Annotated in this window: 24 protein-coding genes and 1 pseudogene; 19 read left to right on the top strand and 6 right to left on the bottom strand. The window is 70.0% G+C overall.

Annotation, left to right across the window (positions count from 1 at the left end; all coding sequences use genetic code 11):
- Window positions 1-74: 74 nt before the first annotated feature.
- Both D7X32_RS17120 and D7X32_RS17115 read right to left on the bottom strand, forming a co-directional pair.
- Window positions 75-1,790: a lamin tail domain-containing protein gene (locus tag D7X32_RS17120; RefSeq protein ID WP_120603623.1), complete on the bottom strand. Its 1,716-nt coding sequence runs from the start codon at window positions 1,788-1,790 to the stop codon at window positions 75-77.
- A gap of 178 nt (window positions 1,791-1,968) precedes the next feature.
- Window positions 1,969-2,442 (bottom strand): YqaA family protein, encoded by a 474-nt coding sequence (locus D7X32_RS17115; protein WP_120603642.1) that lies wholly within the window; start codon window positions 2,440-2,442, stop codon window positions 1,969-1,971.
- 193 nt (window positions 2,443-2,635) lie between these two features.
- Here D7X32_RS17115 and D7X32_RS17110 point away from each other — a divergent pair, with 193 nt between their 5' ends.
- The 11 genes and pseudogenes from D7X32_RS17110 (at window position 2,636) to D7X32_RS17060 (ending at window position 13,799) form a co-directional block, all read left to right on the top strand.
- Window positions 2,636-2,938, top strand: coding sequence for a hypothetical protein (locus D7X32_RS17110; protein WP_120603622.1), 303 nt, complete (start codon window positions 2,636-2,638; stop codon window positions 2,936-2,938).
- Window positions 2,939-3,071: 133 nt separating this feature from the next.
- Window positions 3,072-4,388: a putative sensor domain DACNV-containing protein gene (locus tag D7X32_RS17105; RefSeq protein ID WP_120603621.1), complete on the top strand. Its 1,317-nt coding sequence runs from the start codon at window positions 3,072-3,074 to the stop codon at window positions 4,386-4,388.
- A 7-nt stretch (window positions 4,389-4,395) separates the two neighbouring features.
- Window positions 4,396-5,742: an AHH domain-containing protein gene (locus D7X32_RS17100; protein WP_120603620.1), complete on the top strand. Its 1,347-nt coding sequence runs from the start codon at window positions 4,396-4,398 to the stop codon at window positions 5,740-5,742.
- Complete coding sequence (locus D7X32_RS17095; protein ID WP_120603619.1) at window positions 5,739-6,314, top strand: imm11 family protein; 576 nt, start codon at window positions 5,739-5,741, stop codon at window positions 6,312-6,314. The genes D7X32_RS17100 and D7X32_RS17095 overlap by 4 nt, the downstream gene beginning before the upstream one ends.
- A gap of 114 nt (window positions 6,315-6,428) precedes the next feature.
- Window positions 6,429-7,814 (top strand): aminotransferase-like domain-containing protein, encoded by a 1,386-nt coding sequence (locus D7X32_RS17090; protein WP_120603618.1) that lies wholly within the window; start codon window positions 6,429-6,431, stop codon window positions 7,812-7,814.
- 32 nt (window positions 7,815-7,846) lie between these two features.
- Complete coding sequence (locus D7X32_RS17085) at window positions 7,847-10,081, top strand: S9 family peptidase (RefSeq protein WP_120603617.1); 2,235 nt, start codon at window positions 7,847-7,849, stop codon at window positions 10,079-10,081.
- 10 nt (window positions 10,082-10,091) lie between these two features.
- Window positions 10,092-10,319 (top strand): hypothetical protein, encoded by a 228-nt coding sequence (locus D7X32_RS17080; protein WP_120603616.1) that lies wholly within the window; start codon window positions 10,092-10,094, stop codon window positions 10,317-10,319.
- A pseudogene (locus D7X32_RS17075) lies at window positions 10,264-10,614 on the top strand (AHH domain-containing protein); the annotation flags it as partial. The gene D7X32_RS17080 and the pseudogene D7X32_RS17075, both read left to right, overlap by 56 nt.
- A 6-nt stretch (window positions 10,615-10,620) precedes the next feature.
- Window positions 10,621-11,190, top strand: coding sequence for an imm11 family protein (locus D7X32_RS17070; RefSeq protein ID WP_120603614.1), 570 nt, complete (start codon window positions 10,621-10,623; stop codon window positions 11,188-11,190).
- Between the two features lie 116 nt (window positions 11,191-11,306).
- The gene (locus tag D7X32_RS17065) at window positions 11,307-13,307 is read left to right on the top strand and encodes a PAS domain-containing sensor histidine kinase (RefSeq protein ID WP_120603613.1); all 2,001 of its coding nucleotides are present in this window, start codon (window positions 11,307-11,309) and stop codon (window positions 13,305-13,307) included.
- A 9-nt stretch (window positions 13,308-13,316) separates the two neighbouring features.
- The gene (locus tag D7X32_RS17060) at window positions 13,317-13,799 is read left to right on the top strand and encodes a TfoX/Sxy family protein (protein ID WP_120603612.1); all 483 of its coding nucleotides are present in this window, start codon (window positions 13,317-13,319) and stop codon (window positions 13,797-13,799) included.
- Here D7X32_RS17060 and D7X32_RS17055 read toward each other — a convergent pair.
- Together D7X32_RS17055 and D7X32_RS17050 are read right to left on the bottom strand one after the other, a co-directional pair.
- Entirely contained in the window at window positions 13,786-15,429 is a 1,644-nt protein-coding gene (locus D7X32_RS17055; RefSeq protein ID WP_120603611.1) for an AMP-binding protein, read from the bottom strand. The genes D7X32_RS17060 and D7X32_RS17055 overlap by 14 nt on opposite strands.
- Before the next feature lie 37 nt (window positions 15,430-15,466).
- Window positions 15,467-16,318, bottom strand: a complete 852-nt coding sequence (locus tag D7X32_RS17050) for an Fpg/Nei family DNA glycosylase (protein ID WP_120603610.1) — start codon at window positions 16,316-16,318, stop codon at window positions 15,467-15,469.
- Between the two features lie 224 nt (window positions 16,319-16,542).
- Here D7X32_RS17050 and epsC point away from each other — a divergent pair, with 224 nt between their 5' ends.
- A complete protein-coding gene (gene epsC / locus D7X32_RS17045) occupies window positions 16,543-17,388 on the top strand; it encodes a serine O-acetyltransferase EpsC (protein WP_120603609.1) in 846 nt (281 codons plus the stop codon).
- A 43-nt stretch (window positions 17,389-17,431) separates the two neighbouring features.
- Window positions 17,432-18,352 carry a cysteine synthase A gene (gene cysK, locus D7X32_RS17040; protein WP_120603608.1) on the top strand — a complete coding sequence of 307 codons (921 nt, stop codon included), beginning with the start codon at window positions 17,432-17,434 and terminating at the stop codon, window positions 18,350-18,352.
- Window positions 18,353-18,386: 34 nt separating this feature from the next.
- Here the strand turns inward: cysK and D7X32_RS17035 are convergent, their stop codons facing one another.
- Entirely contained in the window at window positions 18,387-19,526 is a 1,140-nt protein-coding gene (locus D7X32_RS17035) for an aminotransferase class V-fold PLP-dependent enzyme (RefSeq protein ID WP_120603641.1), read from the bottom strand.
- 63 nt (window positions 19,527-19,589) lie between these two features.
- Window positions 19,590-20,240: a hypothetical protein gene (locus D7X32_RS17030; protein ID WP_120603607.1), complete on the bottom strand. Its 651-nt coding sequence runs from the start codon at window positions 20,238-20,240 to the stop codon at window positions 19,590-19,592.
- Between the two features lie 133 nt (window positions 20,241-20,373).
- Here D7X32_RS17030 and D7X32_RS17025 point away from each other — a divergent pair, with 133 nt between their 5' ends.
- From D7X32_RS17025 to D7X32_RS17000, 6 genes are all read left to right on the top strand, one after another.
- Window positions 20,374-21,096, top strand: a complete 723-nt coding sequence (locus D7X32_RS17025; protein ID WP_244239049.1) for a TetR/AcrR family transcriptional regulator — start codon at window positions 20,374-20,376, stop codon at window positions 21,094-21,096.
- Window positions 21,097-21,183: 87 nt separating this feature from the next.
- Window positions 21,184-22,422, top strand: a complete 1,239-nt coding sequence (locus tag D7X32_RS17020) for an acyl-CoA dehydrogenase family protein (protein ID WP_120603605.1) — start codon at window positions 21,184-21,186, stop codon at window positions 22,420-22,422.
- A 2-nt stretch (window positions 22,423-22,424) separates the two neighbouring features.
- Window positions 22,425-23,504 carry a phosphotransferase family protein gene (locus D7X32_RS17015; protein ID WP_120603604.1) on the top strand — a complete coding sequence of 360 codons (1,080 nt, stop codon included), beginning with the start codon at window positions 22,425-22,427 and terminating at the stop codon, window positions 23,502-23,504.
- A gap of 1 nt (window position 23,505) precedes the next feature.
- The gene (locus D7X32_RS17010) at window positions 23,506-24,198 is read left to right on the top strand and encodes a histidine phosphatase family protein (RefSeq protein WP_120603603.1); all 693 of its coding nucleotides are present in this window, start codon (window positions 23,506-23,508) and stop codon (window positions 24,196-24,198) included.
- A gap of 27 nt (window positions 24,199-24,225) precedes the next feature.
- Complete coding sequence (locus tag D7X32_RS17005) at window positions 24,226-25,515, top strand: LamB/YcsF family protein (protein ID WP_120603602.1); 1,290 nt, start codon at window positions 24,226-24,228, stop codon at window positions 25,513-25,515.
- Entirely contained in the window at window positions 25,512-26,438 is a 927-nt protein-coding gene (locus D7X32_RS17000) for a 5-oxoprolinase subunit C family protein (RefSeq protein ID WP_120603601.1), read from the top strand. Before D7X32_RS17005 ends, D7X32_RS17000 begins: the two co-directional genes overlap by 4 nt.
- Window positions 26,439-26,503 lie beyond the last annotated feature (65 nt).

Here is a 26,503-nt window from a genome sequence, read left to right as displayed (position 1 = left end):
GCGGGACGGACGGGGGCACACTGTCCCAGGTCACGCCTCCGGACCAGCACGGTCCGGAGGCGCGGTGTTCATCACTAGAACGCGGAGCCGCTGGCGCGCGTACCCGGCGAGCTGCTCAGGCTGGACACGCCCGTGTGCAGCACGAACCCGCCCGTGGAGGACGCGTCCGGGCTGCGGTTGGCGGACACGCCGTCCGTGCCCGCGAGCGACGAGGCGAACGTGGCCGTATCCACCGCCGTGCCGGCGCTGTTCTTCACGGTGATGGTGTCACCGCTGTTACCCAGCCCCAGCGTGCCCGTGGACGCGGCCACCGCGCCCACCGTGCCGGACGGGATGCCCGCCGCGCCGCCGAACACCACCACCGCCTTGCCCGCCGCCACCGTGGTGCCGCTGGCGAAGGTGTGGCGCACGTTCGTGCTGTCCGACACCGTCCAGCCGCTCAGGTCCACCGCCGCCGTGCCGCTGTTGACCAGCTCCACGAACTCGCCGTTCACGTCGGAGCCCGGCTCGTTGATCAACACCTCGTTGATGAACACGTTGCCCGTGCCGGAGCCGCCGCCCGTGGTGATGGCGAAGGCCGCGTTGGACAGGTCGCTGGTGGAGGCGTCGCTCGCGTCGCTCACCCGCACCCACGCGTTGGTGCTGGCGCTGGAGGGCACCGTCCACGCCACGCTGCCGCCGGACGCGCTGGAGGTCAGCGTCGTCCAGGTGGAGCCGTTCAGCGAGTACTCCACCTTCACGTTGGTGACGCCGGACGCGGACCAGGTGATGGTGTGCGCCGAGCCGGCCACCCAGCTCTCACCGCCGTTGGGCGACAGCACCGTCACGGAGGAGGACGTGGTGCCGTCCCCGGGGATGAGGAAGTCCTTGATGATGCCCATGTGCTGCATGCCGGACGCGCCGCTGTCGCCCGACACCGCGGGGGAGATGTCGGAGATGGGCGAGTACACGCGCGTGTCCGCCACCAGGCCGTTGGCGAAGGTGCTGGAGCCGATGACGACCGACGTCTGGTAGGCGCGCAGGTCGCTGTCCACCAGCACGTGGTCATACGGCGAGCTGCGGCCCGCGTTGGTGTTGGTGTTGCCGTTGCGGTCCGCCGGGTACGGCGACGCCGTGCTCACCACGCTGGAGAAGGTGCTGAAGGCCGCCTCGCTGCGGCTGCCGGTGTTGAAGTCACCGCCAATCACCAGGAAGTCCCCGGCGGGCACGTTGGCGTTGATGAACTTCACCAGGTTGGACGCTTCCGTGTTGCGGATGCTGGAGCTGGTCGTCAGCAGGTGCACACTGATGGCCCACAGGTCCTTGGGGCCCGGGATGTTGATGCGCGCCCACGCGAAGTCGCGGTTGGACACCTGCGTGTCGTCCCACTCGCCGGAGGCGATGATGGGGTAGCGGCTGATGATGCCGTTCGGAATCTGCGCGCCGGCCTCGCGGTAGTAGGAGAAGCCCGTGCCGAAGGCGGTGTCCACGAAGCTGCGGATGTCCGCCGCGGAGTCCGTCTTGTAATTGAACTCCTGGATCATCACGACGTCCGCGTCGGTCCCCTGGAAGATGCGGATGCCGTGGCCCGGGTCGTAGTCCTGGCCCGTGCCGCTGCTCAGGTTGGCCGCCATCAGGCGCAGCCGCACGTTGGCCAGCGAGTCCTCGCGCGCGACGAACTCCGGCGCCGTCTCATCCGCGTCCGCCTCCACGGAGCCACCGCACGCGCTGAGCGCCGCGCACACCAGCGTGAAGGACCACGTGCGCCAGGAGGCGGCAGGCCGCCGGAAGAGGTCTTGTTTCAGGCTCACAATGTTTCATCCTGCTCCCGGCAAACCCGGGAGCCATTGGGGTTCAAGGACGTCGCGGCAGCGCCGCGGACGCAGTATTCCGCGTACACGACGCCGACGCCGCTTATCCGTCACATTCCTTGAAACCCTGCGTGAGCGGCGCATCCCACCCCTCGGGGGCGCGCAATGTTACGCATTGTTACATCGCGGCCGTGGTGGACAGCGCGACGAAGGCGTAGCGCAGGCCCTTGCCCAGGGTGACGAAGACAACGAAGGGAAAGGGGCGCACGCCCACGAAGCCGCCCGCGAGCACGAACGCGTCCCCCAGGATGGGCAGCCACGACATGAGCAGGGCGGGGGCGCCCCAGGTGCGCAGGTTCGCCTCCACGCGCGCCATGCGGGGGCCTTCCTTCTCCCGGCGGCGAGACACCCACCGGCCCACGGCCCCGCCACCGCCGCGCGACACCCACTGGCCCAGGATGTAGAGCGTGATGGCGCCCAGCACGTTGCCCACGGTGGCGACCACCGTGGCCATCACCGGCGGGGTGCCGTTGTAGATGAGGGCGGCGAGCATCGCCTCGGAGGGCACCGGCACCACGGAGCCCGCCAGCATGGCGACGAAGAACATCCCGGGGAGGCCCCAGGTGGACAGGGTGGACGGCTCGGCGGGCATGGGAGGCCTGGGGCCATACACCCGGTCCGGCCCGTTCGTCTTGTCCGGCGTGTCCGCTCCCTTGCCCGCCCCCCTGTCCCCCAGGGCCGGGCGCTGTCGGACGATGCGGCCCTCCCGGCGGCACGGGTTGTAGGCGCGGGTGGGGGTCGCCATCGTCCCCGCCATGCGACGCTCGACGCGCGAACGGTCAGGCATGCGGTCCATCGACACCGAGGATGAGCGGATCGCCTCCCTGCTCATCGCGGAGCCCCCGGCGCTGCACTTCGAGGGCTCCCGGGACCTGGTGGTGCGGCTGCGCGACGGACGCCGCTTCGTCCTCACCGTGCTCACCCTGGAGGCGCTGGAGGCACGGCTGGGCGGTGCGCCGTCCTACGTGGCCTCCGGCATCGTCCTGGTGCGGCGGCTGTCGGATGGCGCCCTGCTCCACGCGGTGCGCTCCGCGTTGGACCAGGGCCTGGAGCGGTTCGGCACGCTCCAGCCGCTCATCGAGGAATGAGGCGCGGGCTTCAGGCCGTGGAGTTGGACGGCGGCGCTACAGGCCGGGCGCACGGTGGGAAACGGACGCCGCATCGCGGCGCGTGCGTGACTTCCACCGGGAAGCGCGGCGCCGTGATTATGCTGCCCGCCCGATGGATGAACCCGGCCTGCAATATCCCGGAGAAGCCCTGCGCAGCTGGCTGCGCCAGTTCGCCAAGACGCCCGTGGCCGAGCCGACGCTGAAGCTGCTGGTCGTCCTGGCGGACACGGTGTTCTTCGCGAGCCTGGGCCGGGAGGAAGGCGAGGCCACGCGCGTGCGCATCGCCTACCACGCGCAGGGGTTGCAGGGCCTTCAGGCGGTGCGCGAGACGGTCTACATCGGCGGTCAGAAGGGGAAGCGGCAGGCGTGGGAGACGCTGCCCCTGGAGCCCAAGTCGAGCATCACGGACTTCAGCGTGGAGGCGCTGGTGAAGCTGGCGCCCGCGGCGCACCTGCCTCGCACGGCGGTGGTGGTGGGGCCGCGCGAGGGCAAGCTGCGCATCCAGGGGCTGGCGCGCCGGGTGGAGTACACGGAGTTCCACGCCGAGGGCGAGGAGGACGTCTTCATCCTGCACGCGCCGGAGCCGGGCCACCTGGTGGTGAGCACGCAGGGGCGCGAGGTGTTCCGCTACGAGCAGGGCGCGCCGGTGCCGCCGGGCCGTCGCGTGGCGTTGCACGACCTGCTCTTCCACGAGGACAGCGCGGTGCGCGCGGCGCTGATGGAGATGTGCTCCACGCTGGTGGAGTCCCTGCCCAAGGTGCAGCCGCTGATGGGCGGCAACCGCGAGTGGTACGTGTCCAACGCGGTGCAGGGGCTCATCCGGAAGATGGCGGGGCTGCACCACGGGGGGCTCATCGCGCTGCTGCCCAAGCAGCACGACGTGGAGCGCTTCCGCACGCGAGGCAAGTACGTGTTGCCGCCGGAGCAGGGCTCGCTGCTCCGCCAGCGGTTGCAGCGCTTCGTCCAGGCGAGAGCGGACCTCATCAACGGCGCGTGGCAGGCGGAGGCCGGCAAGGCGGCGGAGGAGGAAGAGGATCCGGAGTTGAAGAAGGCCGCCGCCGAGCACGACGACAAGGTGACGGAGAGCGACTTCCAGGCGCTGGTGGAGAGCATCGGGCAGTTCACCGCGGTGGACAACGCGCTGGTGTTGGGGCCGGAGCTGGAGGTGCTCTGCGCGGGGTATCAGATCGCCATCCCGCGCAGCGGCCCGCCGCAGGTCTTCGAGGCGCGCACGCTCCAGGGGCGGCCCGGGCCGCACTACCCCATCAGCCAGCACGGCTCGCGCCACCGCGCCGCGGCGGTCTTCGCCAACCAGCACTCCGGCGCCATCGTGTTCGTGGCGTCCCAGGACGGCCCGCTCCGCTGCCTGCACCGGCCTCCGGGCAAGAAGAAGGTGCTGCTCTGGAGCCTCCTGCTGACGGAGGACTGAGGCACCCATGAAGCGGCTGGGGTGGGCACTGCTGCTGGGATTGCTCGTGTCGGGCTGCGCGACGACGCGGGTCGTGCACCTGGAGACGGACGACGGCGAGCACGTCGTCGTCACGCCCCGGGAGGAGGAAGGCGCGTCCCCTTCCGAGGCCCGGCTGGAGGAGGACGAGTTCAAGGCAGCGGTAAGGACGCTCGCGCGGGACGTCCGGCCCTTCGCGCATCCGCTGAGGCAAGCGCGAGACCTTTTCGGCCTGCCGGAGCGCAGCGGCCTCTTCGGCTTCCGGGAGCGGACCCGGCAGATCGTCCCGCTGGGTGAAGAAGAGGCACGCGACCTGCGCCTGCTGGATGCGTCGGACGACCTGACGCGCGGCTACAGGCAGTGGTGCGACAAGAAGCGCAAGCAGGCCGGGGATTGCCTGCGACTGTTGGACGAAGGCCCGTTGCTGGGCAGCGATGGCCGCTATGCGCTGGCCATGGCCATCGCGATGGATTCCGTCTGGCATGAGACGGCCGAAGCCCTGGAGGGCATGGCGAGTCCCCAGGCCGTCATGGCCACGATGACCTCCACCGTGACGATGTACCTGCTGCTCTGGGCCATGCCGGAGCCTCTGTCCAAGGGACTCGCCGCCCTCATCACCGCCACGGCGATTGCTTACCTGGGCGTGGACACGGTGTGGCGCATCCTCGACGGCTGGGTGACGCTGGTGCGCCACGTGGACCAGGCCACCACGTTCCTCCAGGTGCGCGACGCGGGCGAGGCCTACGGAGAAGTGTTGGGCAGGAACGCCGCGCGCGTCTTCGTGATGCTGGCCACGGCGGCGATTGGCAACACCGCGGGGCTTGCGATGAAGGCCCCGACCCTGCCGGGCTCCGCGCAGGCAGCGGTCGCCGTGGAGACGCAGGCGGGCCTCCAGTTCGTGGCCCTTGGGGGCGTGCGCTCCGTGGCGATGACAGCGGAGGGCTTCACCATTGCGCTCGCACCCAACGCGGTCGCCATGTCATCGCGGCCTGGGAAGCCCCAGCGGCACCATCTGGCCACCATCCGGAATGAGAAGTCCGCGAAGACGGGTGGACCGTGGACCCCACTCTTCCGGCGCATCTTCAAGAAGGCCGGCATGGAACTGAAGGATCCGGAGAACATCGTCGAGGTCCCGGGCCACCGGGGCCCTCATCCCGCCGAGTACCATCAACTCGTCTATGACAGGTTGAGGCAAGCGACTTCTGAATGCCGCAGCGTGGAGGCATGCCGCGAGGCCCTGACCGGCGCCCTCAGGGTCCTCGGTGAGAAAGCCAGGACGAAGGGCACGGAACTCAATCGATTGCTGACTCAAGGCCACGGACAGCCACGACCATGACAGCCCGGTACTTCAGATTGTCAGAAGACGTCTACGCACCGGGGCGCTGGTACCTGGGTGATTTCGTCGATGAAGGAGCCGTGGAAGTCGAGGACCCATGGATGTTCAGTGCGGGGAAGCCCATCCAGTCACCAGGCCACCTTCGCGTTCCTATCGACGAGCCCGGAAAGCCGCTGGACTACTCTGAAGCAGGCATCGGAAGTACGCCCATCCTTCACGTCAAACTGGCCACCGTCTTCGCGGAGCTTGCGCCCGATGACGTCCAGCTCTTCGCGGTCGACATCCAGGGACACCCCGAACAGTTCAGCATGCTCGTGGCCACCCGGTTGATCCGCTGCATCGACGACAAGGCATCCCGGGAAGTGGAGTACTGGGATCCCATCAAGCACAAACAGCCCGAGAAGGCAGGCCAGTACGCGTCCGTCGTGGGCATGCGCATCGACCCGTCGAAGGTGGGCAACGCCAGGGTGTTCCGCACCTGGGGCTGGAAGATCGCTCTCATCGTCTCCGAGGACCTGAAGACGGCCCTGGAGCGCACCGGCGCTACCGGCATGCGGTTCACTGAGGTGTAGTGACCCAGGCCGGCCCGCTCCGCTGCCTGCGCCAGATTCCAGACCGAGGCACCCCGAGGCGAAAACCCCAGGGCCCTGGCACAAGCCTCTGATTGTCATGGTACAATCTGAACCATGTCCCGCTCCAATTGGAAGCCGCGCCTGAAACGCTCCGCTGGCCCCCTCTACGGGGCGCTTGTCGAGGCGCTCGCGGCGGACATCAGCGCGGGGCGGCTGCGCGCGGGGGACCGGCTGCCCACGCACCGGGAGCTCGCGAGCACGCTGGGGGCGTCGCTGGGCACGGTGACCCGGGCCTACGCCGAGGCGGAACGGCGGGGCCTCATCTGGAGCCAGGTGGGCAACGGGACGTTCGTGAGGGATCTGCGGGAGGGGGACCGCTACTCGCCCCAGCTTGACCGGACGCGCATCGACCTGGGGCCCACGGCGGTGCCCATCGTCCCCGGAGACCTGGGGCACCTCGCGCTCGCGGCCGCGCTCCGGCGCCTGGGTGAGCGCGCGGACCTGGGCGCGCTCAGTGGCTATCAGGCCCACGCGGGCACGGAGGCCCAGCGCGCGGCGGGGGCTCGCTGGCTGGAGCTCGCGGGGGTCCCGGCCACGAGCGAAGAGGTCACCGTGTGCGGCGGGGCCCAGCACGCGACCTTGATGGTGTTGTCCCTGCTCGCGCACCCGGACGGACTGCTGGTGGAGGACCTCACCTACCCCGGGGTCCTCGCCGCCGCGGAGTGGCTCCGGCTGCCGACACATCCGGTGGCCCTCGACGCGGAGGGACTCGTGCCCGAGGCGCTCGCGGAGGCCTGCCGGAGGAGCAAGGCGCGGGTGCTCTACTGCACGCCCACGAACCACAACCCGACCACGGCCGTCATGCCGTTGAAGCGGCGGCAGGCATTGGTCGAGGTCTGCCGCGAGTTCGACGTCACCCTCATCGAGAACGGCGCGCTGGCGCCGCTCGTGGCGAAGGCGCCCGCCCCCCTGGCCGCCCTGGCGCCCGAGCGGACATACCACCTGGGGAGTCTGTCCAAGGCGGTGCTGCCCGCGCTGCGCGTCGGCTACATCCGGGCGCCGGCCCATGCGCGTCTGGCGCTGGAGCAGGCCGCCGCGGCCACGGCCTGGTCGGGGTCGCCCCTGCTGAACGAGCTGGCCACGCAATGGGTGACGGACGGCACGGCCGAGTCCCTCCGCGACGCGCGGCGGGCTGAAGCCACGGCACGCCAGGCCCTGGCGGCGAAGGTGTTGAAGGGCCATCCCTACGTCGCGCACGCCAGCGCGTACTTCCTGTGGATGCCCATCCCCGAGCACCGCCGCGCCGCGGGACTCGTCGAGGAAGCCGCCGCGCGTGACGTGCTGCTCGGCCCCGCGCACCTGTTCTCGGCCCGGCCGGGCCATGCCCCCAATGCGCTCCGGGTGTCTCTGGGCGCGGCCGGCTCCCGCGAGGAATTGGAGCGGGGATTGAAGACGCTGGTGGAGCTGCTTGCCGCCCCGGCACCGCGACGCCTGGCCTGACGTTTCCCTTCACTCCGTCCCGGAGATTGCCCATGACGCCTCCCCTGCTCCGCTCTGGTGGACTCCTGTCGCGCGTGCGCATCGCGCTCCTCCTCGCGGGACTCACCGTCCCCTGCATGGCGATGGCGGATGGCGCGCAAGCCAGGGAAACGCTCCAGGAGCGGCTCGACTTTTCGGAGGCGTCGCTCCACTGGGTCGACCGCATCCGGGACACCTTCACGCCGCCCCAGTGGCTGCCCGAGGGCGAACGGTTCGTCTATGGGTCCCGGACCGAGCCCCTTGGAGAGACCTGGGTCCTGGTGGATGCGCAGCGGCGCACCCAGCAGCCCCTGCTGGACGCGGAGTCACTGCGTTCCCAACTCACGCAGGTGTTCGGCAGGCCGGTGCCGTTGCCCGTCGCCATGCGCTTCACGCTCACCGCCGATGCGAAAGCCATCGTCTTCGCCGTCCAGGGCCGGACGTTCTCGTTGGGGCTGAGCGACAAGCGGCTCGTGGCGTTCGAGCCCACGCATCCATCGGCGCTGTCACTCGTGCCCGGCAACATCCTGTCTCCGGATGGCGGGGCGGTCGCGGTGCAGCGGGACACGGGGTTCGCGGTGGTGGACGCGAAGGGCGCGACCCGCCTGGAGCGCACCGGCACGGAGGACGCGCCCTGGCGGCTGCCCGAAGCGGCGTGGTCCCCCCAGGGCCGGTACGTGGCGGTCTGGCACGACGACATGCGGGGCATGCACCGGATTCCCCTGGTCGACTACGGCAGCGCGCTGGAGAAGGTGACGTGGGCCCCCTACTCCAAGGTGGGCACCCCGCTGATGCGCTCGGAGCTGCACTTCGTCACGGTGGAGATGGGACAGGTGACGCCCGCGCCGGGTGACTCCACGGAGCGCTACGACTGGTTCGCGGGCTGGCGTCCGGACGGCGGTGAAGCGCTGGTGCTCCAGCTGTCGCGGGATGGAAAGCGATTGGACCTGGTGGCGGTGGAGCCCGCGACAGGCAAGCGCCGCCGCGTGCTGCGGGAGGAGCGGAAGGACACCTTTGTCGGGGCACTGGACTTCGCGGCGGGCGGGTGGGCCCAGCAGGTGAAGCCACTGCCGGACAACCAGCACTTCCTCTGGATGTCCGAGCGCGATGGCTGGCGTCACGTCTACCTGTATGACTATTCCGGTAGGCTCGTGCGCCAGGTCACCCGGGGCGCGTTTCCGGTCCACGCGGTGGTGGGTGTCTCGCCGAAGTCGGATGCCTGCTTCGTCCTGGCCTCCGCCGAGCCCGGGGCTCCCTATGACCGGTTGGTGTATCGGGCAGCGATTCCGGGCGGGGCGCTGAAGCGGCTGTCTCCGGAGCCCGGGATGCACCGGCCCGTGCTGTCACCGTCCACGCGGTACTTCGTGGATGGGCACTCCACGCGGGAGCAGCCCCGGGTCTGGGACGTGACCTCCACGGAGGGGCGCCCCTCCTTCCGCTACGCGAAGGCGGACACGAGCGCCCTGGCGGAGCTGCACTACACGCCGCCGGAAGGAATCACGGTCAAGGCCGCGGACGGCGTCACGCCCCTGTACGGCGTGCTGTACAAGCCATGGAACTTCGATGCGAAGAAGCGCTACCCGGTCATCGACGTCATCTACGCGGGGCCGTTCACGACGATGGTGCCCTGGGGCTACGTGGGCTCGTATGAGTCGCGCATCGCGCACTCGCTGGCGCAGCTCGGGTTCGTAGCCATGGTGCTGGACGGTCGAGGCACGCCGGGACGAAGCAAGGCATTCCAGGACGTGAACTACGGCCGCGTGGGCCAGACGGAGATTCCAGACCACGTCGCGGCGCTGAAGCAGGCGGCAGCCAGCCGGCCCTACATGGACCTGGAGCGGGTGGGCATCCATGGACATTCCTGGGGAGGCTACTTCGCGCTGCGGGGCATGCTGACGGCGCCGGAGTTCTTCAAGGCGGGCTACGCGGGAGCACCGGGCGCCCTGACGGAAGAAGCCATCATCAACGAGCCGAACATGGGCCTGCTGTCGGAGAACCCGGAAGGCTACGCGGCGGGCTCCAACGAAGCGCTGGCGGACAAGCTCCAGGGGGCGCTCAAGCTGATGCACGGAACGAGCGACGTGAACGCCTCGCTGTCCACGACGATGCGGATGGCCCAGGCGCTGGTGCGCGCGAACAAGCACTTCGACCTGTTGCTCATGCCCGGCGAGGGACACAGCCCTGAAGGAAGGTACTACCAGGACGACGTGCGCCGGTTCTTCCTGCGGGAACTGGGTGAGCCCCGGTAAGGAGGCATCCATGAAGCAACTGGGGTGGGCACTGCTGCTGGGGTTGCTCGTGTCGGGCTGCGCGACGACACGGGTCGTGCACCTGGAGACGGACGACGGCGAGCGCATCGTCGTCACGCCCCGGGAGGAGGAAGGCGCGTCCCCTTCCGAGGCCCGGCTGGAGGGTGAAGAGTTCGAGGCGGATGTCATCGCGGCCTGGGAAGCCCCAGCGTCACCACCTGGCCACCATCCGGAATGAGAAGTCCTCGAAGAACGGTGGACCGTGGACCCCGCTCTTCCGCCGCATCTTCAAGAAGGCCGGAATGGTGCTGAAAGATCCGGAGAACATCGTCGAGGTCCATGGCCACCGGGGACCGCATCCAAAGGCGTACCATGACCTGGTATTTCGACGACTGGAGCTATCCACAAGAAATTGCCGCACCGTGGTGCAATGCCGTGAAGCACTGACTGGCGCGCTGCGGGAACTGGCGGAAGAAGCCACCGTGCCAGGAACTCCCATCAACAAGCTTCTGACCCTGAAACAAGGACGTTAGCAATCCATGGCTGCTCGTTACTTCGACCTTGCGATGGACGTTCAGGAAGGCATCTGGCTTCTCGACACGCCCAGGAATGACCTCCGTCAGGAGGAAGAAGATCCCTGGATGTTCACCCAAGGGACCCGTGTCCAGATCGAAGGGACGCTGACCGTTCCAGTCGAGGAGCCAGGCAAGCCGCTGGATTTCTCCTGGATTGCCGGCGGGATGACCCCTGTCGTCCACATCAAGCTCGCCAACGTATTGATGGAGCACGCGGCGGATGAGGTTCAACTCATCCCCGTCACCATTCCCAAGCACCCGGACCAGTACGTCATCCTCGTCACCACCCGAGTCATCCGCTGCATCGACGAGCAGGCTTCGGAAGGGGTCCGATTCTGGGAGCCCCGGCACGGTCAGCCCTGGCGGATCGGTGAATACCGCTCCGTGGACATCATGCGCATCGACAAATCGAAGGTGGGTGACGCGAAGATCTTCCGCCCCTGGGGTTGGAACGTCGCCCTCATCGTCTCCGAGGACCTGAAGACGGCGCTGGAGCGCACCGGAGCCACCGGCATGGACTTCACGGAGGTGTGATTCGCTCGACACCTGGGGAGCGGTCGCTCCCTGGCCTGGCCACGCCTGGTTCTATTCTCCGCGGGAGTTGTCACCTATGACGCCTTCCACCTGATTCACACTGGGAGCCGGACCACGTGAAGGCGGACGAACTGTTCAGCGGCTCCGGCGAGATGGCCGCCCGGATGCGCGAGAAGGACTGGGCCACCACGCCGCTCGGCCCCGTCGAAGGCTGGCCCGTCTCACTGCGGACCCTGGTGCGGACGATGCTCCACTCGCGCCACCCCATGTTCCTCTGGTGGGGGCCGCGACTCATCCAGCTCTACAACGACGCCTACGTGCCCAGCTTCGGCCGGGGAAAACATCCCTCGGCCCTGGGGATGCCAGGCCGGGAGTGCTGGCCGGAGATCTGGCCCATCATCGGACCGCAGATCGACGACGTGATGCGCGAGGGCAAGGCCAGCTGGAACGAAGACCAGCTCGTCCCCATCTTCCGCAACGGCCGCATCGAGGACGTCTACTGGACCTATGGCTACTCTCCCGCCTTCGACGACGCGGGCAGGGTCCACGGCACGCTGGTGGTCTGCACGGAGACCACCGCGCGGGTCCTCGGCGAACAGGCGCTGAAGCAAAGCAAGGAGCGCCTCCGCCGGGTCGTGGAGGCTTCCGGAGCAGGCACCTGGGAACTGGACGTCCGCGCCAACCAGATGCGGATGGACGAGCGGATGGCCCTGCTCTTTGGCCTCCCCGAAGCAGGCGCCTACCGCCTGGAGCAGGTGCTCGAGTGCGTCCACCCCGACGAGCGCGAGGCGCTGCGCGCGGCCATCACCGCCACGCTTGCGGGCAGGGCGCAGGGCCGCTACGTCATGGAGCACCGGGTGGTGGGGATGCCGGGGCACCTCGCCCGCTGGGTGGAGGCGCGCGGGCAGGTGACCTTCGACGCGGAAGGCAGGGCCCTCCAGTTCGTCGGAACAGCGCTCGACATCAGCGACCGCAAGCGGGCCGAGGAGGAGGTCCTGCGCGCGCGCCAGGAGTTCCACGGCTTCCTCACCCAGGCGCCGCTCGGCATCGCCATCCACAGCGGACCGCACCACGTCTATACCTTCGCGAACGCGCCCTTCATGTCCATGCTGTTCAGCGGCCGTCCGGCGGAGGACCTCCTCCACAAGACCGTCCGGCAGGCGCTGCCGGAGCTGGAGGACCAGGGCTATTACGAGATCCTCGACGGCGTCTACCAGACGGGCCGGAGCTTCCACGGCGCCAAGCAGCGCGCGTCCATGGTCCAGGCGGATGGCACCGAACGGGAGATGTTCGTCAACTTCACCTATCAGGCGAAGCGCGACCCGGCCGGGAACATCGACGGCATCCTGGTGCTCATCTACGAGGTGACCGACCAGGTCAACGAACAGCGGGAGATCGAACAGCTGGCGGAGAACCTGCGCGCGGCCATCGTGTCGCGGGACACGTTCCTGGGCGTCGCCTCGCACGAGCTCAACACGCCGCTGACGACGCTCAAGCTGCAGACGCAGATGAACCAGCGGCTCCTCGAAAACCAGGGCCTGGCGGCGTTCACCGCGGCGAGGCTCAAGAAGCTGCTCGACGGCACGCTGCTCCAGGTGGACCGGATGAACCGGCTGATCAACGACATGCTGGACGTGTCCCGCATCAGCTCCGGGAAGCTGTCCATGACGCGGGTGGAGACGGACGTCTCCACGTTGATGGCGGCGGTCCTGGAGCGCTTCGAACCCCAGCTGGAGGCGGCGGGCTGCACGCTGGAGCAGGACATCGAAGCGGGCATCGTGGCCCGGCTCGACGCCACTCGCATCGAACAGGTGCTGACGAACTTCCTCATCAATGCCATCAAGTACGCGCCTGGCCGGCCCGTGCACGCGAAGGTCGAGCGGCGGAGGCACCAGGTGCGGTTCAGCCTGCGCGATGAAGGCCCGGGCATCCCCGCGGAGCACCACGAGCGCATCTTCGTCCGGTTCGAGCGGGCCACGTCCCCGAACGAGGTCAGCGGGCTGGGGCTCGGTCTCTACATCGCGAAGCAGCTCATCCAGGCCCACGGCGGGAGCATCGCGGTCGACAGCGAGCCCGGCCACGGTGCCACCTTCCACTTCGAGCTGCCGCTGGACTAGGAGGACTCCATGCCCCGCATGGACAGCTTCGTGGAGTACACGTTGGAGTTGCTGGAGCCGCTTGGCGCGGTACAGGCCCGCTCGATGTTCGGCGGTTGGGGCCTGTACTTCGGGGGCCGGATGTTCGGCCTCATCATCCAGGGCCAGCTCTACCTGAAGACGGACGACGTCACCCGCGCCGACTTCGAGGCCGAGGGCTGCCGGCCCTTCATCTACCAGAGCCGCGGCAAGGAACAGCCGATGAGCTACTGGACGCCGCCCGTGGACGCGGAGGACGACGGCCGCCGGCTGCTGCCCTGGGCCCGCCGCGCCGTGGACGCCTCCAACCGCGCGGCCATGAAGAAGGCCGCGAAGAAGCCCCCCGCTGCCAAGAAAGCTCCCGTCGCGAAGAAGGCTCCCGCCGCGAAGAAAGCCCCTGTCGCGAAGAAGGCGCCCGCGGCCAAGAAGACCGCGGTGAAGAAGGCCCCCGCGAAGCGCGTCAGGCGGTCTTGATGGCGGCCACGTCGCCGAGCCTCAGCTCGGCGATGGAGACCTCGCGCATGCGGAACTTCTGCACCTTGCCGGTGACGGTCATCGGGAAGCTGTCCACGAACTTCCAGTGGCGGGGAATCTTGAACGTGGAGATGCGGCCGGTGCAGAAGGCCGTCAGCGTCTCCGCGGTGAGCGTGGCACCGGACTTCAGGCGCACCCACGCCATCACCTCCTCGCCGTACTTCACGCTGGGCACGCCGATGACCTGCGCCTCGGACACCTCCGGGTGCGAGTGGAGGAACTCCTCCACCTCGCGTGGATACACGTTCTCCCCGCCCCGGATGATCATGTCCTTGATGCGGCCGACAATCTTGACGTAGCCCTCCGCGTCCATGGTCGCCAGGTCGCCGGTGTGCATCCACCCCGCCCTGTCGATGGCCGCAGCCGTGGCCACCGCGTTTTCCCAGTACCCGAGCATCACGCTGTAGCCACGCGTGCACAGCTCACCGGGCTGGCCCAGTGGCACCACCGCGCCCGTGTCCGGGTCCACCACCTTCACCTCCAGGTGCGGGTGCACGCGGCCCACCGTGGCCACGCGCTTCTCCAGCGTGTCATCCAGGGGGTTCTGCGTGGACACAGGGGACGTCTCCGTCATGCCGTAGCAGATGGTGACCTCCTCCATGTGCATCCGCGACTGCACCTGCTTCATCACCTCCACCGGGCACGGCGACCCCGCCATGATGCCGGTGCGCAGGGACTTGAGGTCGAACTCGCCGAAGCGCGGGTGGTCCAGCTCCGCGATGAACATCGTGGGCACGCCGTAGAGGGACGTACAGCGCTCGGCCTGCACCGTCTGGAGCACCGCCAGCGGGTCGAAGGCCTCGCCCGGAATCACCATGGCCGAGCCATGGGACGTACAGGCCAGGTTGCCCATCACCATGCCGAAGCAGTGGTAGAAGGGCACCGGGATGCACACGCGGTCCTCCGGCCCGTAGCGCAGCACCTCGCCCACGAAGAAGCCGTTGTTGAGCACGTTGTGGTGCGACAGCGTCGCGCCCTTCGGGAAGCCCGTGGTGCCGGACGTGTATTGGATGTTGATGGGGTCATCGAACTGGAGCGACAGCTCGCGCGCCTCCAGCACGTCGTCGCGGATGCTCGCGCCGCCCCTCACCAGCCGGTCCCAGTCCGAGTCCAGCACCAGCGCCTCGCGCAGGCCCGCGCACCGGGGCCGCACCTCCGCCAGCATCTGCGTGTAGTCCGTCTGCCGGAAGCCCTTCGCCAGCAACAGCACGCTCACGCCCGCCTGGTTGAGCGCGTACTCCAGCTCCGACGTCCGGTAGGCGGGGTTCAGGTTGACCAGGATGGCGCCCGTGCGCGCGAGCGCGTACTGCGACACGGTCCACTCGAAGCGGTTGGGCGACCAGAGCCCCACCCGGTCGCCCTTCTGGACGCCCAGCGCCAGCAGGCCCTTGGCCACCGCCGTCGTCGCGTCCCAGAACTGCCGCCAGGTGACGCGGTAGTTCTGCGAGGCCACCACCAACGCCTCGCGGTCGCCGTGGCGCTCGACGGTGCGGCGCAGGTTCTGACCGATGGTCTCCCCCAGCAGCGGGGTGGTGCTGGTGCCATGGGCATAGGACAGGGCGGTCGTCATGACTCCATCGTCCCCAGGGTGCCCCCGGCTCGGCAAGCTACAGCGTAGGAGCAGGGCCTCTGGCTGTCCGCTCGTACCCACGGCGTGTCCGCCGCACACGGTCCACTCCCTGGCACGCGGCGCAGAAGTAGAGGGTGCGCGCCGCCAACGACTGCCCCGTCACCTTCCCGCCGCAGCGCGGGCACGGCAGGCCCGCGCGGCTGTACACGCAGAAGCGCTCCGCCCGCTTGCGTCCGGGTGACGGAAGCGGCGGCGCTCCGGGCGTGACGATGAGTCCGTCACGTACGCCGTCCTGCAACAGCGCCCGCATCGCGCGCCACAACCCGTCGAACGCGTCCCGCTCCAGCTCACACGCGGGCAACAGCGGCGGCAGGCCCACGACGAACAGCGCCTCCGCCCGGACGATGTTCCCCACGCCCGCGATGCGCCCCTGGTCCAGCAGTGCCTGCGCCAGCGGCATGCGTCCCCGCGTCAGCCGCGCATACGCCCGGTCCGGCGAAGCATCCGCGCGCAGCGGATCCTCCCCCAGCCTCGCGCGCAACGCGGCCTCCTGCTCCGGCGACAGCAGCTCGCACGCGGACGGTCCCGACAGGTGCAGCGTCGCTCCATCCGAAGCCAGCCGCAGCCGGCACGCCGTGGACGGCACGGGCGCGTCCCCGCGGAAGTGACGGATGCGCCCGAAGAGGCCCAGGTGGAGGTGCAGCCGCACACCGCCTTCGAACGCGTGGAACAGGTGCTTGCCATGCGCGTCCACGCCCAGCAGCGTCCGCCCGGACAACCCATGCGCCACCTCCGCCCGGCCCTGCGGCGAATCGGCCGTGAAGCGCCGCCCCACCAACCAGCGGCGGTGGACCCGGGCGACCCGGTGGATGCTGTGTCCTTCAGGCATCCCCCTGGGTAATCCCCACCTCTCTTCGCTGCCTGTCCGCCCCCCGCCCTGGTTCCTGGACGGCCGGACAGCCGCGACGTTTTCCCGGCAACGGCATCCACGTCCAGAACCCCGCCGCTACGTCCCGGGACGCCAGGCAAAGACCTGCCCGGCCTCCATCAGCCCTTCCCGAACTGGAAACAAGGAAAACGCCGTACCGGCGCGCTATCCTGACGCAACGCCCCATGGACGATCCGAACGCCCGACTGGTTGCCACCCTGCTGGAGGCGCGACAGCGCCACTGCTTCCCCCCGGACGTGCGCAAGGCGGCGCCGGAGTTCGTCGCGCAGGTGCTGGGGCTGCTCTTCCCCCACTTCGCGGAGCGGCTGGAGTGCAACGCCGCCGCCGTGCGCCGGGACGTCACCGCGGTGGAGGCGAGCCTCCAGCGCATCCAGGCGCTGCTCGCGCCGCACTACCCCGTCACGGACGCGGGCATGTCCTCGCGCTTCATGGCGAAGCTGCCGGACATCTATGAGTGGCTGCAGCAGGACTCGCGCGCCATCTTCGAAGCGGACCCCGCCGCGCGCAGCGTGGACGAGGTCGTGCTCACCTACCCGGGCTTCTACGCCATCGCCATCTACCGCGTGGCGAACGCGCTGCACCGGCTGAACTTCCCCCTGCTGCCGCGCCTGCTCACCGAATACGCCCACCAGCGCACCGGCGTGGACATCCACCCGGGCGCCACCATCGGCCGCAAGTTCGTCATCGACCACGGCACGGGCCTGGTCATCGGTGAGACGACGGTGATTGGCGACAACGTGAAGCTCTACCAGGGCGTCACGCTGGGCGCGCTGATGGTGGAGAAGGCCCTGGCGGACAAGAAGCGCCACCCCACCATCGAGGACGACGTGGTGGTGTACGCGAACGCCACCATCCTCGGAGGCGGCACCGTGGTGGGCAAGGGCAGCATCATCGCCGGCAACGCGTGGCTGACGCAGAGCGTGCCCGCCCAGTCCGTCGTCACCCGCCGCAGCGAGGTGCGCGCGCGCCACGGCGAGGAAGGCCTGGACGTCCTCGACTACCAGATTTGACTTTCCCTCACGCAGTGCCCGTTCCCCACTCACAGGAGACGCCATGAAGGTCGACAACATCCTGCAGACCATTGGCAACACGCCGCACGTGCGCATCAACCGGCTGTATCCGTCGCGCGTCTCGGTGCACCTGAAGCTGGAGCGCGCCAACCCGGGCGGCAGCATCAAGGACCGCATCGGCCTGGCGATGATTGAAGACGCGGAGAAGCGGGGCGTCCTCAAGGAAGGCAGCGTCATCATCGAGCCGACGAGCGGCAACACCGGCATCGGCCTGGCCATGGTGGCCGCGGTGAAGGGCTACAAGCTCATCCTGGTGATGCCGGAGTCCATGAGCATCGAGCGCCGCCGCGTGCTGGCCGCCTACGGCGCCCAGTTCGACCTGACGCCGCGCGCCCTGGGCATGAAGGGCGCCATCGCTCGCGCCCAGGAGCTGGTCGGCCAGACGCCGGGCGGGTGGATGCCGCAGCAGTTCGAGAACGAGTCCAACATCGAGATCCACAAGCGCACCACCGCGCAGGAGATCCTCAACGACTTCCCGGACGGGCTGGACTACCTCATCACGGGCGTGGGCACCGGTGGCCACCTCACCGCGTGCGGTGAGGTGCTCAAGGCGAAGTGGCCCAAGCTGAAGGTGTTCGCGGTGGAGCCGGTGAAGTCCCCCGTCATCAGCGGCGGCCAGCCGGGCCCGCACCCCATCCAGGGCATCGGCGCGGGCTTCATCCCGAAGAACCTGCACACGGCCATCCTCGACGGCACCATCCAGGTGGATGAGAAGGACGCCTTCGAGTTCGCCCGCCGCGCCGCGCGCGAGGAGGGCATCTTCGTGGGCGTGTCCTCCGGCGCCTCGCTGTCCGCGGTGAACCAGAAGCTGGCGGAGATGCCGGACGGCAGCCGCGTGCTCGCCTTCTGCTACGACACCGGCGAGCGCTACCTCTCCGTGGAGAACCTCTTCCCGGCGCAGTAGCCGTCGTCGCGCGCCACGGCCCGGGTGGGACGCCTCACCCGGGCCGGTACGCGCGCACCAGCTCCACCAGCCGGTCCATCTCCTCCAGCGTGTTGTAGAAGTGCGGCGACAGGCGGATGCGCCCGCGCCGGACGGAGTGGGACACCTTCTGCTCCCCCAGGTACGCGCCGAGCGCCCGGACGTTCGCGCCGGGCGGCAGGAAGGTGAGGATGCCCGCGCGGTCCTTCGGCTCCGGGCCCACCTCGCAGCCCAGGTTGCGCAGGCCCGTGTCCAGCCGGGTCAGCAGCTCGCCAATCCGCGCGCCGATGGCCTCCGGCCCCACCTCCAGCAGCAGCTCCAGCGCGGCGCCCAGGGCGTAGATGCCGGGGTACGCGGCGCTGCCCTCCTCGAACTTGGCCGCGTCCGGCCGCAGCTCGAAGTGCGAGCGGTTGAAGTTCCACGCGTCGGTGGTGCTGCGCCAGCCCACCAGCACGGGGCGCACGCGCGGCAGCACGTCCTTCGCCACGTACAGGAAGCCGATGCCGGAGATGCCCAGCATCCACTTGTGGCTGTCCGCGCTGAGGAAGTGCACGCGGCTCTTCTTCACGTCCACCGGGATGCAGCCCACGCTCTGGATGCCGTCCACGCACAGCAGCACGCCCGAGCGCTCACACAGCTCGCCCAGCGCATCCAGGTCCGTGCGGTGGCCGGTGGCGAACTGCACCGACGACACCGCCACCAGCCGCGTGCGCGGGGTGAGCACGGACGCCACGGCCTCCGGCGTCACGCCGCCGTTCGGCGTGGGAATCTCGCGGACCTCCACGCCCCGGGCCTTGAGGTGCAGCCACGGGTAGACGTTGGAGGGGTACTCGATGCTGGTGGCGACGGCGACCTCGTCCCCGGGTTTCCAGTCCAGGCCCTCCGCGACCAGCCCCAGTCCGTGGCTGGTGTTGCGCACGAAGGCCACCTCCTCCGGAGAGGCGCCGATGATGCGCGCGGCGAGCCCTCGCACCTTCTCGCTGTGGGCCTCCCAGCCCCGCTCATGGAGGACGCCGTGATTCACCACGTCGTCCATCCACGACTTCACCGCGGCGGCGGCGCGCACGCTGGTGGGCGCGACCCCGGCGTGGTTGAGGTAGAGCTGCTCCTTCAGGACCGGGAACTCGGCGCGGTAGGACTCGAACGGGGCACGCATGTCCAGCAAGTGTAGCCACCCGCCTACCGCGAGCCGCAAGCTCCCGTGGCCCCCGCTGACGGACTACAGGACGACCAGCAGGCCCAGCGACGCCGTGGGGTACACCGTGCGCAGGCCCAGGTTGCTGGAGCCCACCTGGAGCTCGCGCACGTCGGTGAACGTGAAGCCCGGGCCGGCCCGAGCCGACAGGCCCACGCGCCCGGACCCCGGCCGCCACATCACGCCCAGCGTCGGCTCCAGGAAGGCGGTCGTCGTGTAGTCCTTGCGGTCCGGCATCGCCGCGCTGTCCGGGCGCGCGACGAACTCCTCCAGGCCCAGCGTCATCCCCACGAACGGGCGCACCGTGCCGTCCGCCAGGAAGGCCAGCGTGTAGCGGCCGTCCAGGCCCACGCCGAAGTTGAGCTTCACGTCACTGCCGCCCACGCCCGTGAAGCGCGCCTTCGCGCCCAGCGACCGGTTCCACCCGCCCGCGCGCCCCAGCAGGCCGAACGCCAGCCGCGAATCCCGCGACGGCGCCACCTCCGCCCGGATGCCGTACAGCGAGCCGTCCAGCGCGGGCGGCTGCAGCTCCAGAAGGAACGCCCCGCGCCGCTGCTGCTCCTGCCCCGTGGACGAGGACGCCATGTCCTGGGCCACCGCCGGCACCGACACCAACGCCGCACCCACCGCCACAGCCTTCACCCACTGCATCGACCGCTTGGACTCGACTCGCATGGACCGTCTCCTTCGGTTTAGCCGGACGACTAACTTAGTCACACAACTAACTAAGACCGACGACGCGGGATGTCAAGCCGACGAGCGGACGCCGGCCTTGCGGGGGTGTGAGGCGGTGCCCTATGGGTCTGGGATGCCTTCCCCCCGCCGTGGCAAGACGCCGCCTCCCCCGACCGCCCCGGAGCCTGACGCCCGGGCGCGCCTCATCGCCGCCGGCCAACGCGTGTTGGGGGAGCGGGGCTACGACGCCGCGACGGTGAAGGAGGTGGCGCGCGAGGCGGGGGTGAACCAGGGGCTGGTGCACTACTACTTCGGCAGCAAGGACGCGTTGCTCCTGGCCGTCACGCAGGAGGCGAGCCGGCAGTACATGTCGGAGCTGGAGCGGCTGCGCGCGCAGACGCCAGCGGAGGAGCTGGCGGAGACGGCCTTCGCCTGGGGAGAGAAGCTGGCCACGGACGCGCCGGGCACGTGCCGGCTGCGTTACGAGCTGTTCGCGCTGGGCCTGCGCAACCGCGACCTGACGCCCGCCGTGGCGCAGCTGCTGGGACAGGGCGACGAGGAGATCGCCCGCACCGTGGCGCAGTTCCGCACGGGCCACGCCACGGCCCCCTCCGCGGAGGACGGGCACTACGCGGTCATCATCAAGGCGTGCGTGGACGGGCTCGCGCTGCACCACCAACTGGACAAGAGCTTCGACCCGCTGCCCGTGTACGCGCTCCTGCGGCGGATCATCCTCGCGAGCATCGAGCAGCCCACCCCACCCCGCTCGCCCGCGCGCAAGCCGAAGGCCCAGGGCCGGCGTGGGACGCGTTCCCCCCGTACGCCGCGCAAGGCCCCGGGCCCGCGCCGCCGCTGAAGGCAGCAGGCGGCGCAGCGCCAGCCCCAGAACAGACAGTCAACATTCAGTGGCTTCACCAACCCGCCGGGGCGCAGGATGCCCCGCATGGACTTCCAGCCCTCCGCCAGGACGACCGAATATCTGGAGCGCGTGCAGCGCTTCATGTCCAAACACATCGAGCCGGTGGAGGGCGAATACCTCCGGGCCCTTCACGCGATGGAGGCCGGCGGAGACTGGCGCCAGTGGAAGGTGCCGCCCGTGATGGTGGAGCTCAAGGCCCGCGCGAAGGCCGAAGGGCTGTGGAACCTCTTCCTCCCGGACGCGAAGCTGGGCGCGGGCCTGAGCACGCTGGAGTACGCGCCGCTCGCGGAAGCCATGGGCCGCAGCTTCATGGCGCCGGAGGTCTTCAACTGCAGCGCCCCCGACACCGGCAACATGGAGGTCATCTGGCGCTACGGCTCCCCGGAGCAGCAGGAACAGTGGCTGAAGCCGCTGCTCGCGGGCGACATCCGCTCCGTGTTCTGCATGACGGAGCCGGACGCCGCGTCGTCGGACGCCACCAACATGCAGGCCACCGCCGAAGTGGACGGCGACCACGTGGTGCTCAACGGCAAGAAGTGGTGGTCCAGCGGCCTGGGCCATCCCAACGCGAAGGTGGCCATCTTCATGGGCCGCACGACGCAGGCGGGCGCGGACCGCCACCACCAGCACTCCATGGTCCTGGTGCCCATGGACGCGCCGGGCGTGGAGATCATCCGCATGCTGCCCGTGTACGGCGACCATGACGCCCCGCACGGCCACGGCGAGGTGCACTTCCACGACGTGCGCCTGCCGGTGTCCGCGCTCATCTCCGGGCCGGGCATGGGCTTCGAAATCGCGCAGGGCCGCCTGGGGCCGGGCCGCATCCACCACTGCATGCGCTGCATTGGCGCGGCGGAGCGGGCGCTGGAGCTGATGATCGACCGGGGCATGGGCCGCACCGCGTTCGGCAAGCCGCTGCTCAACCTGGGCGGCAACCGCGAGCGCGTGGCGGAGGCACGAATCGCCATCGACCAGGCCCGCCTGCTCACGCTGTACGCGGCGTGGAAGCTGGACGACGTGGGCGCCATGGGCGCGATGACGGAGATTTCGGCCATCAAGGTCGTGGCGCCCAACGTGCTCCAGAAGGTGGTGGACGACGCCATCCAGGTGCACGGCGGCGCGGGCGTGTCGCGCGACACGCCGCTCGCGGGCTTCTTCGCCCAGGCGCGCAGCCTGCGCATCGCGGACGGCCCGGATGAGGTGCACAAGGGCGTCATCACCCGCATCGAGCTCGCGAAGCGCGGCTTCAGCAAGGGAGGTTGAACATGACGACCCCGGTCTCCATCCCGCTGGACGAGGGGAAGGCCGTGCGCTCCGGCGAGTCGCTGGACGTGCACGCGGTGGATGCGTGGCTGAAGGCCCAGGTGCCCTCGCTCCAGGGCACGCCGGAGGTGACGCAGTACACGGGCGGCGCCTCCAACTGGACCTACCGGCTCAAGTACGAGAACCGCGACCTCATCCTGCGCAGGCCGCCCTCGGGCACCAAGGCGAAGTCCGCGCACGACATGGCGCGCGAGTACACGGTGCAGCAGGCGCTCAAGCCCGTGTACCCGGTGGTGCCCACCATGGTGGGGCTGTGCCAGGACCCAGGAGTGCTGGGCGCGGAGTTCTACGTGATGGAGCGCATCCCCGGCCTCATCCCGCGCAAGCACCTGCCCAAGGGGCTGAACCTGGACAAGGCCCGCACGCGCCAGCTGTGCCTCAACGTCGTGGATCAGCTCATCGCGCTGCACGGCGTGGACGCGCAGGCGGTGGGCCTCCAGTCGCTGGGCAAGGGGCCGGGCTATCCGCAGCGCCAGATCTCCGGCTGGTCCGACCGCTACGAGAAGGCGCGCACCTGGAACGTGCCCCGGATGAAGCGCACGCGCGAGTGGCTGGCCGCGCACGTCCCGCCGGACATCAAGACGTGCGTCATCCACAACGACTGGCGCTTCGACAACGTGGTGCTCAAGCCGGAGGACCCCACGCAGGTCATCGGGGTGCTGGACTGGGAGATGGCCACGCTGGGCGACCCGCTGATGGACCTGGGCAACACGCTGGCCTACTGGGTCCAGGCGGATGACGACGCGTTCCTGCGCATGACGCGCCGGCAGCCCACGGACCTGCCCGGCATGCTCACGCGCGAGGAGGTGGTCGCGTACTACCTGGAGCGCACCGGCCTGAAGCCCGCCAACTGGACCTTCTACGAGGTCTACGGCGTGTTCCGGCTCGCGGTCATCGCGCAGCAGATCTACTACCGCTACCACCACAAGCAGACGCGCAACCCGGCGTTCAAGAACTACTGGCTCATCGTCAACTACCTGGCCTACCGCTGCCGGCAGCTGATCAAGAAGGCAGGGGGCTGAAGTGGGCGCGCTCTACCTCATCCGCCATGGGCAGGCGTCCTTCGGCGCGAAGGACTACGACAAGCTGTCGGACGTGGGCGTGCAGCAGGCGCGCGTCCTGGGCGAAGCGCTCCGTGCGCGGCTGCCGAAGGTGGACGCCGTGGTGACGGGCACGATGCTGCGCCACCGCGAGACGGCGGACGCGTGCCTTGCGGCGCTGGGCCAGCAGGTGGAGCCCGTGCGGACGCCAGGGTTCAACGAGTTCGACCACGAAGAGGTCGTGCACCGGCACACGCCGCGCTACGCGGACTTCGCCGTGCTGCGCGAGGAGCTGGCAACGGCGAAGGATCCGCGCCGCGCGTACCAGGACCTCTTCACGCAGGCCGTGGGGCGCTGGGTCGCGGGCGGACACGACACCGAGTACCGGGAGTCCTGGCCGGCTTTCAAGACGCGCTGCCTGGAGGCGCTGGCGACGCTGGTGGGCTCGCTGGGGCCCTCCCGGACGGCGCTGGTGTTCACTTCCGGCGGCCCCATCACGGCCATCAGCCAGGACCTGCTGGGCATCCCGGACGAACACGCGTTCCGGACGAACTGGACGCTGTCGAACTGTGGAATCACGAAGGTCATCTACAGCGACCGGGGCCGGTATCTGTCCACGCTCAACGAGCACGGTCACTTCGAGGGCGAACACCGCTCGCTCATCACCTACCGCTGACGGGTGGGGCTCGCGTAGCGTGGGCCCATGACGCGGTGCCTGCTCAACATCGACCTGGGGGAGCTGCCCGGGGAGGACGAACAGCTCTACGCGCTCGCGCACCTGGCGAACATCGCCTGCGGAGGACACGCGGGGGATGCGGCGTCCATGCGGCGGGCGCTGGAGCTGTGCGAACGGCACGGCACGCTGGCGGGCGCGCACCCGTCGTACGCGGACCGCGAGGGCTTCGGGCGCAAGGCGCTGGACGTGGCACCGGAGGTGCTGCGCGCGCAGGTGGCGGAGCAGTGCGGACAGCTGGCCGCGCTGGCCCGCGAGCGCGGCGTGCCGGTGCGCCATGCGAAGCCCCATGGGGCGCTGTACCACGCGGCCAACAAGTCCCCCTCGCTGGCGCGCGCGGTGGTGGACGGCGTGGTGGAGGCCCTGGGGACGGGCGTCACGGTCGTGGGGCCCGGTGCCGGGGCGTTGAGGGACGCGGCGCGCGCGGCGGGGCTCGGGTACGCGCGCGAGGGCTTCGCGGACCGGGGCACGCTGCCGGACGGGTCGTTGATTCCGCGAGGCCAGCCCGGCGCGGTGCTGACGGACGTGGCGCAGGCACGCGAGAACACGGTGCGGCTGGCCACGGGTGGCACGGTGGACACGCTGTGCGTGCACGGCGACACGCCGGGCGCGGTGACGCTGGCCCGCGAGGTGCGCGCGATGCTGGACGCGCTGGAGCAGCCGCCGGAACCGCTGGGGGACAGCGCGTTGCGGCTGGTGTTGCCAGAGGCGGTGGACCGGGGCCTGGCGCGAGAGGCCCTGTGCGCGCTGCCGGGCGTGCGGGACGCGGTCATCACCGAGGCCCACGCGTGCGTGTACTTCGACCCGGAGACACCGCCTGAGTCTCCGGCGCTCGTGCTGACGCGGCTGCGTGTGGCGCCTGTCGCCAGGGTGGAGCATCCGCTCATCCGCATCCGCGTGCGCTACGACGGCGAGGACCTGCCGAAGGTGGCCGAGCACGCGGGCCTGACAGTGGACGAGGTGGTGCGGCGTCACACGGCGCGCGAGTACACGGTGCGCTGCGTGGGCTTCCTGCCGGGCTTCGCGTACCTGGGGGACGTGGATCCGCGCATCGCGTGTCCCCGGCTGCCGGTGCCGCGCACGCGGGTGCCGGCGCTCGCGGTGGGCATCGCCGGGGAGCGCACGGGCGTGTATCCCTTCGCGTCGCCGGGTGGCTGGAACCTCGTGGGCACCGCGCTGGACTTCACCGCGTTCGACCCGACGCGCGGCGCGGTGCTGCACCTGGACGACCGCGTGCGCTTCGAGCAGGTGCATCCATGACGGCGTGGCTCGAGGTCGTCGGCCTGGGCGCTCCCGTCACCGTGCAGGACGGTGGACGGCCTGGAGTCATGCACCACGGCGTTCCGCCCGGTGGCGCGTGGGTGCCGGAGCTGCTCGTCGCGGCGAACCGTGCGGTGGGCAATGCGCCCGGCGCAGCGGCGTTCGAAGCCTTCGGCCGGATGGAACTGCGCGCCCGGGGCCGCGACGTGCGCGTGTCCGTGGATGGCGCGGCCCCCAGCCTGCTCGCGGACGGAGCCACGCTCACCGTGCCCGCGCCCACCCGGTACGCCGTGCGCTACGTGGCCGTGGATGGCGCGCTCGCCGTCCCCGAGGTCCTTGGAGGCCAGGGCACGCTGTGGGTGGCCCGCCTGGGCGGCTGGGAGGGCCGGCCCCTGCGCACCGGTGACCGGCTCCCGCTGGGACCTCCCACCCCGCCGGACGCCGCTCCTTCCGAAGCCGACCTCTCACGTCTCACCGAAGCCCTGGACCCCTCCGCTCCGCTGCGGGTGCTCCTGGGCCCGGATGCGGCCCGCTTTGGCGGCGCGGCCGTGGCGCTCCTGCTGGGCAGCACCTTCGCCGTGTCGCCCTCCAGCGACCGCGTGGGCCAGCGCCTGGACGGACCTCCCGTGCCCCACGGCGACGAGGGCTCGGGCACCTCCCGGCCCATGGTGCGCGGCGCCATCCAGGTCACCCTCTCCGGGACCCCCATCGTGCTGGGCCCGGACCACCCCACCACCGGCGGCTACCCGCTCATCGCCGCCGTCATCCGCGCGGACTGGGGACGCCTGGGTGCCCGCCGTCCGGGCGCTCCGGTGCGCTTCCAGGCCGTGACCCTGGAGGTCGCCCGCGACGCCTGGAGGACCCACCCCGCCCGGCCCGCCGGGGCAACTTCGGACCCGGTCCGGCCGATACTGGGGGCATGACTCCTCCGAAGATCGGCCCGCGCCCCACGACCACGCCCCGCCCGCAGGAGCCGGCTGTCCCGCCG

It is taken from the genome of Corallococcus carmarthensis, assembly GCF_003611695.1.
GTDB classification, from domain to species: domain Bacteria; phylum Myxococcota; class Myxococcia; order Myxococcales; family Myxococcaceae; genus Corallococcus; species Corallococcus carmarthensis.
This window is presented reverse-complemented; position numbering and strand designations above follow the sequence as displayed.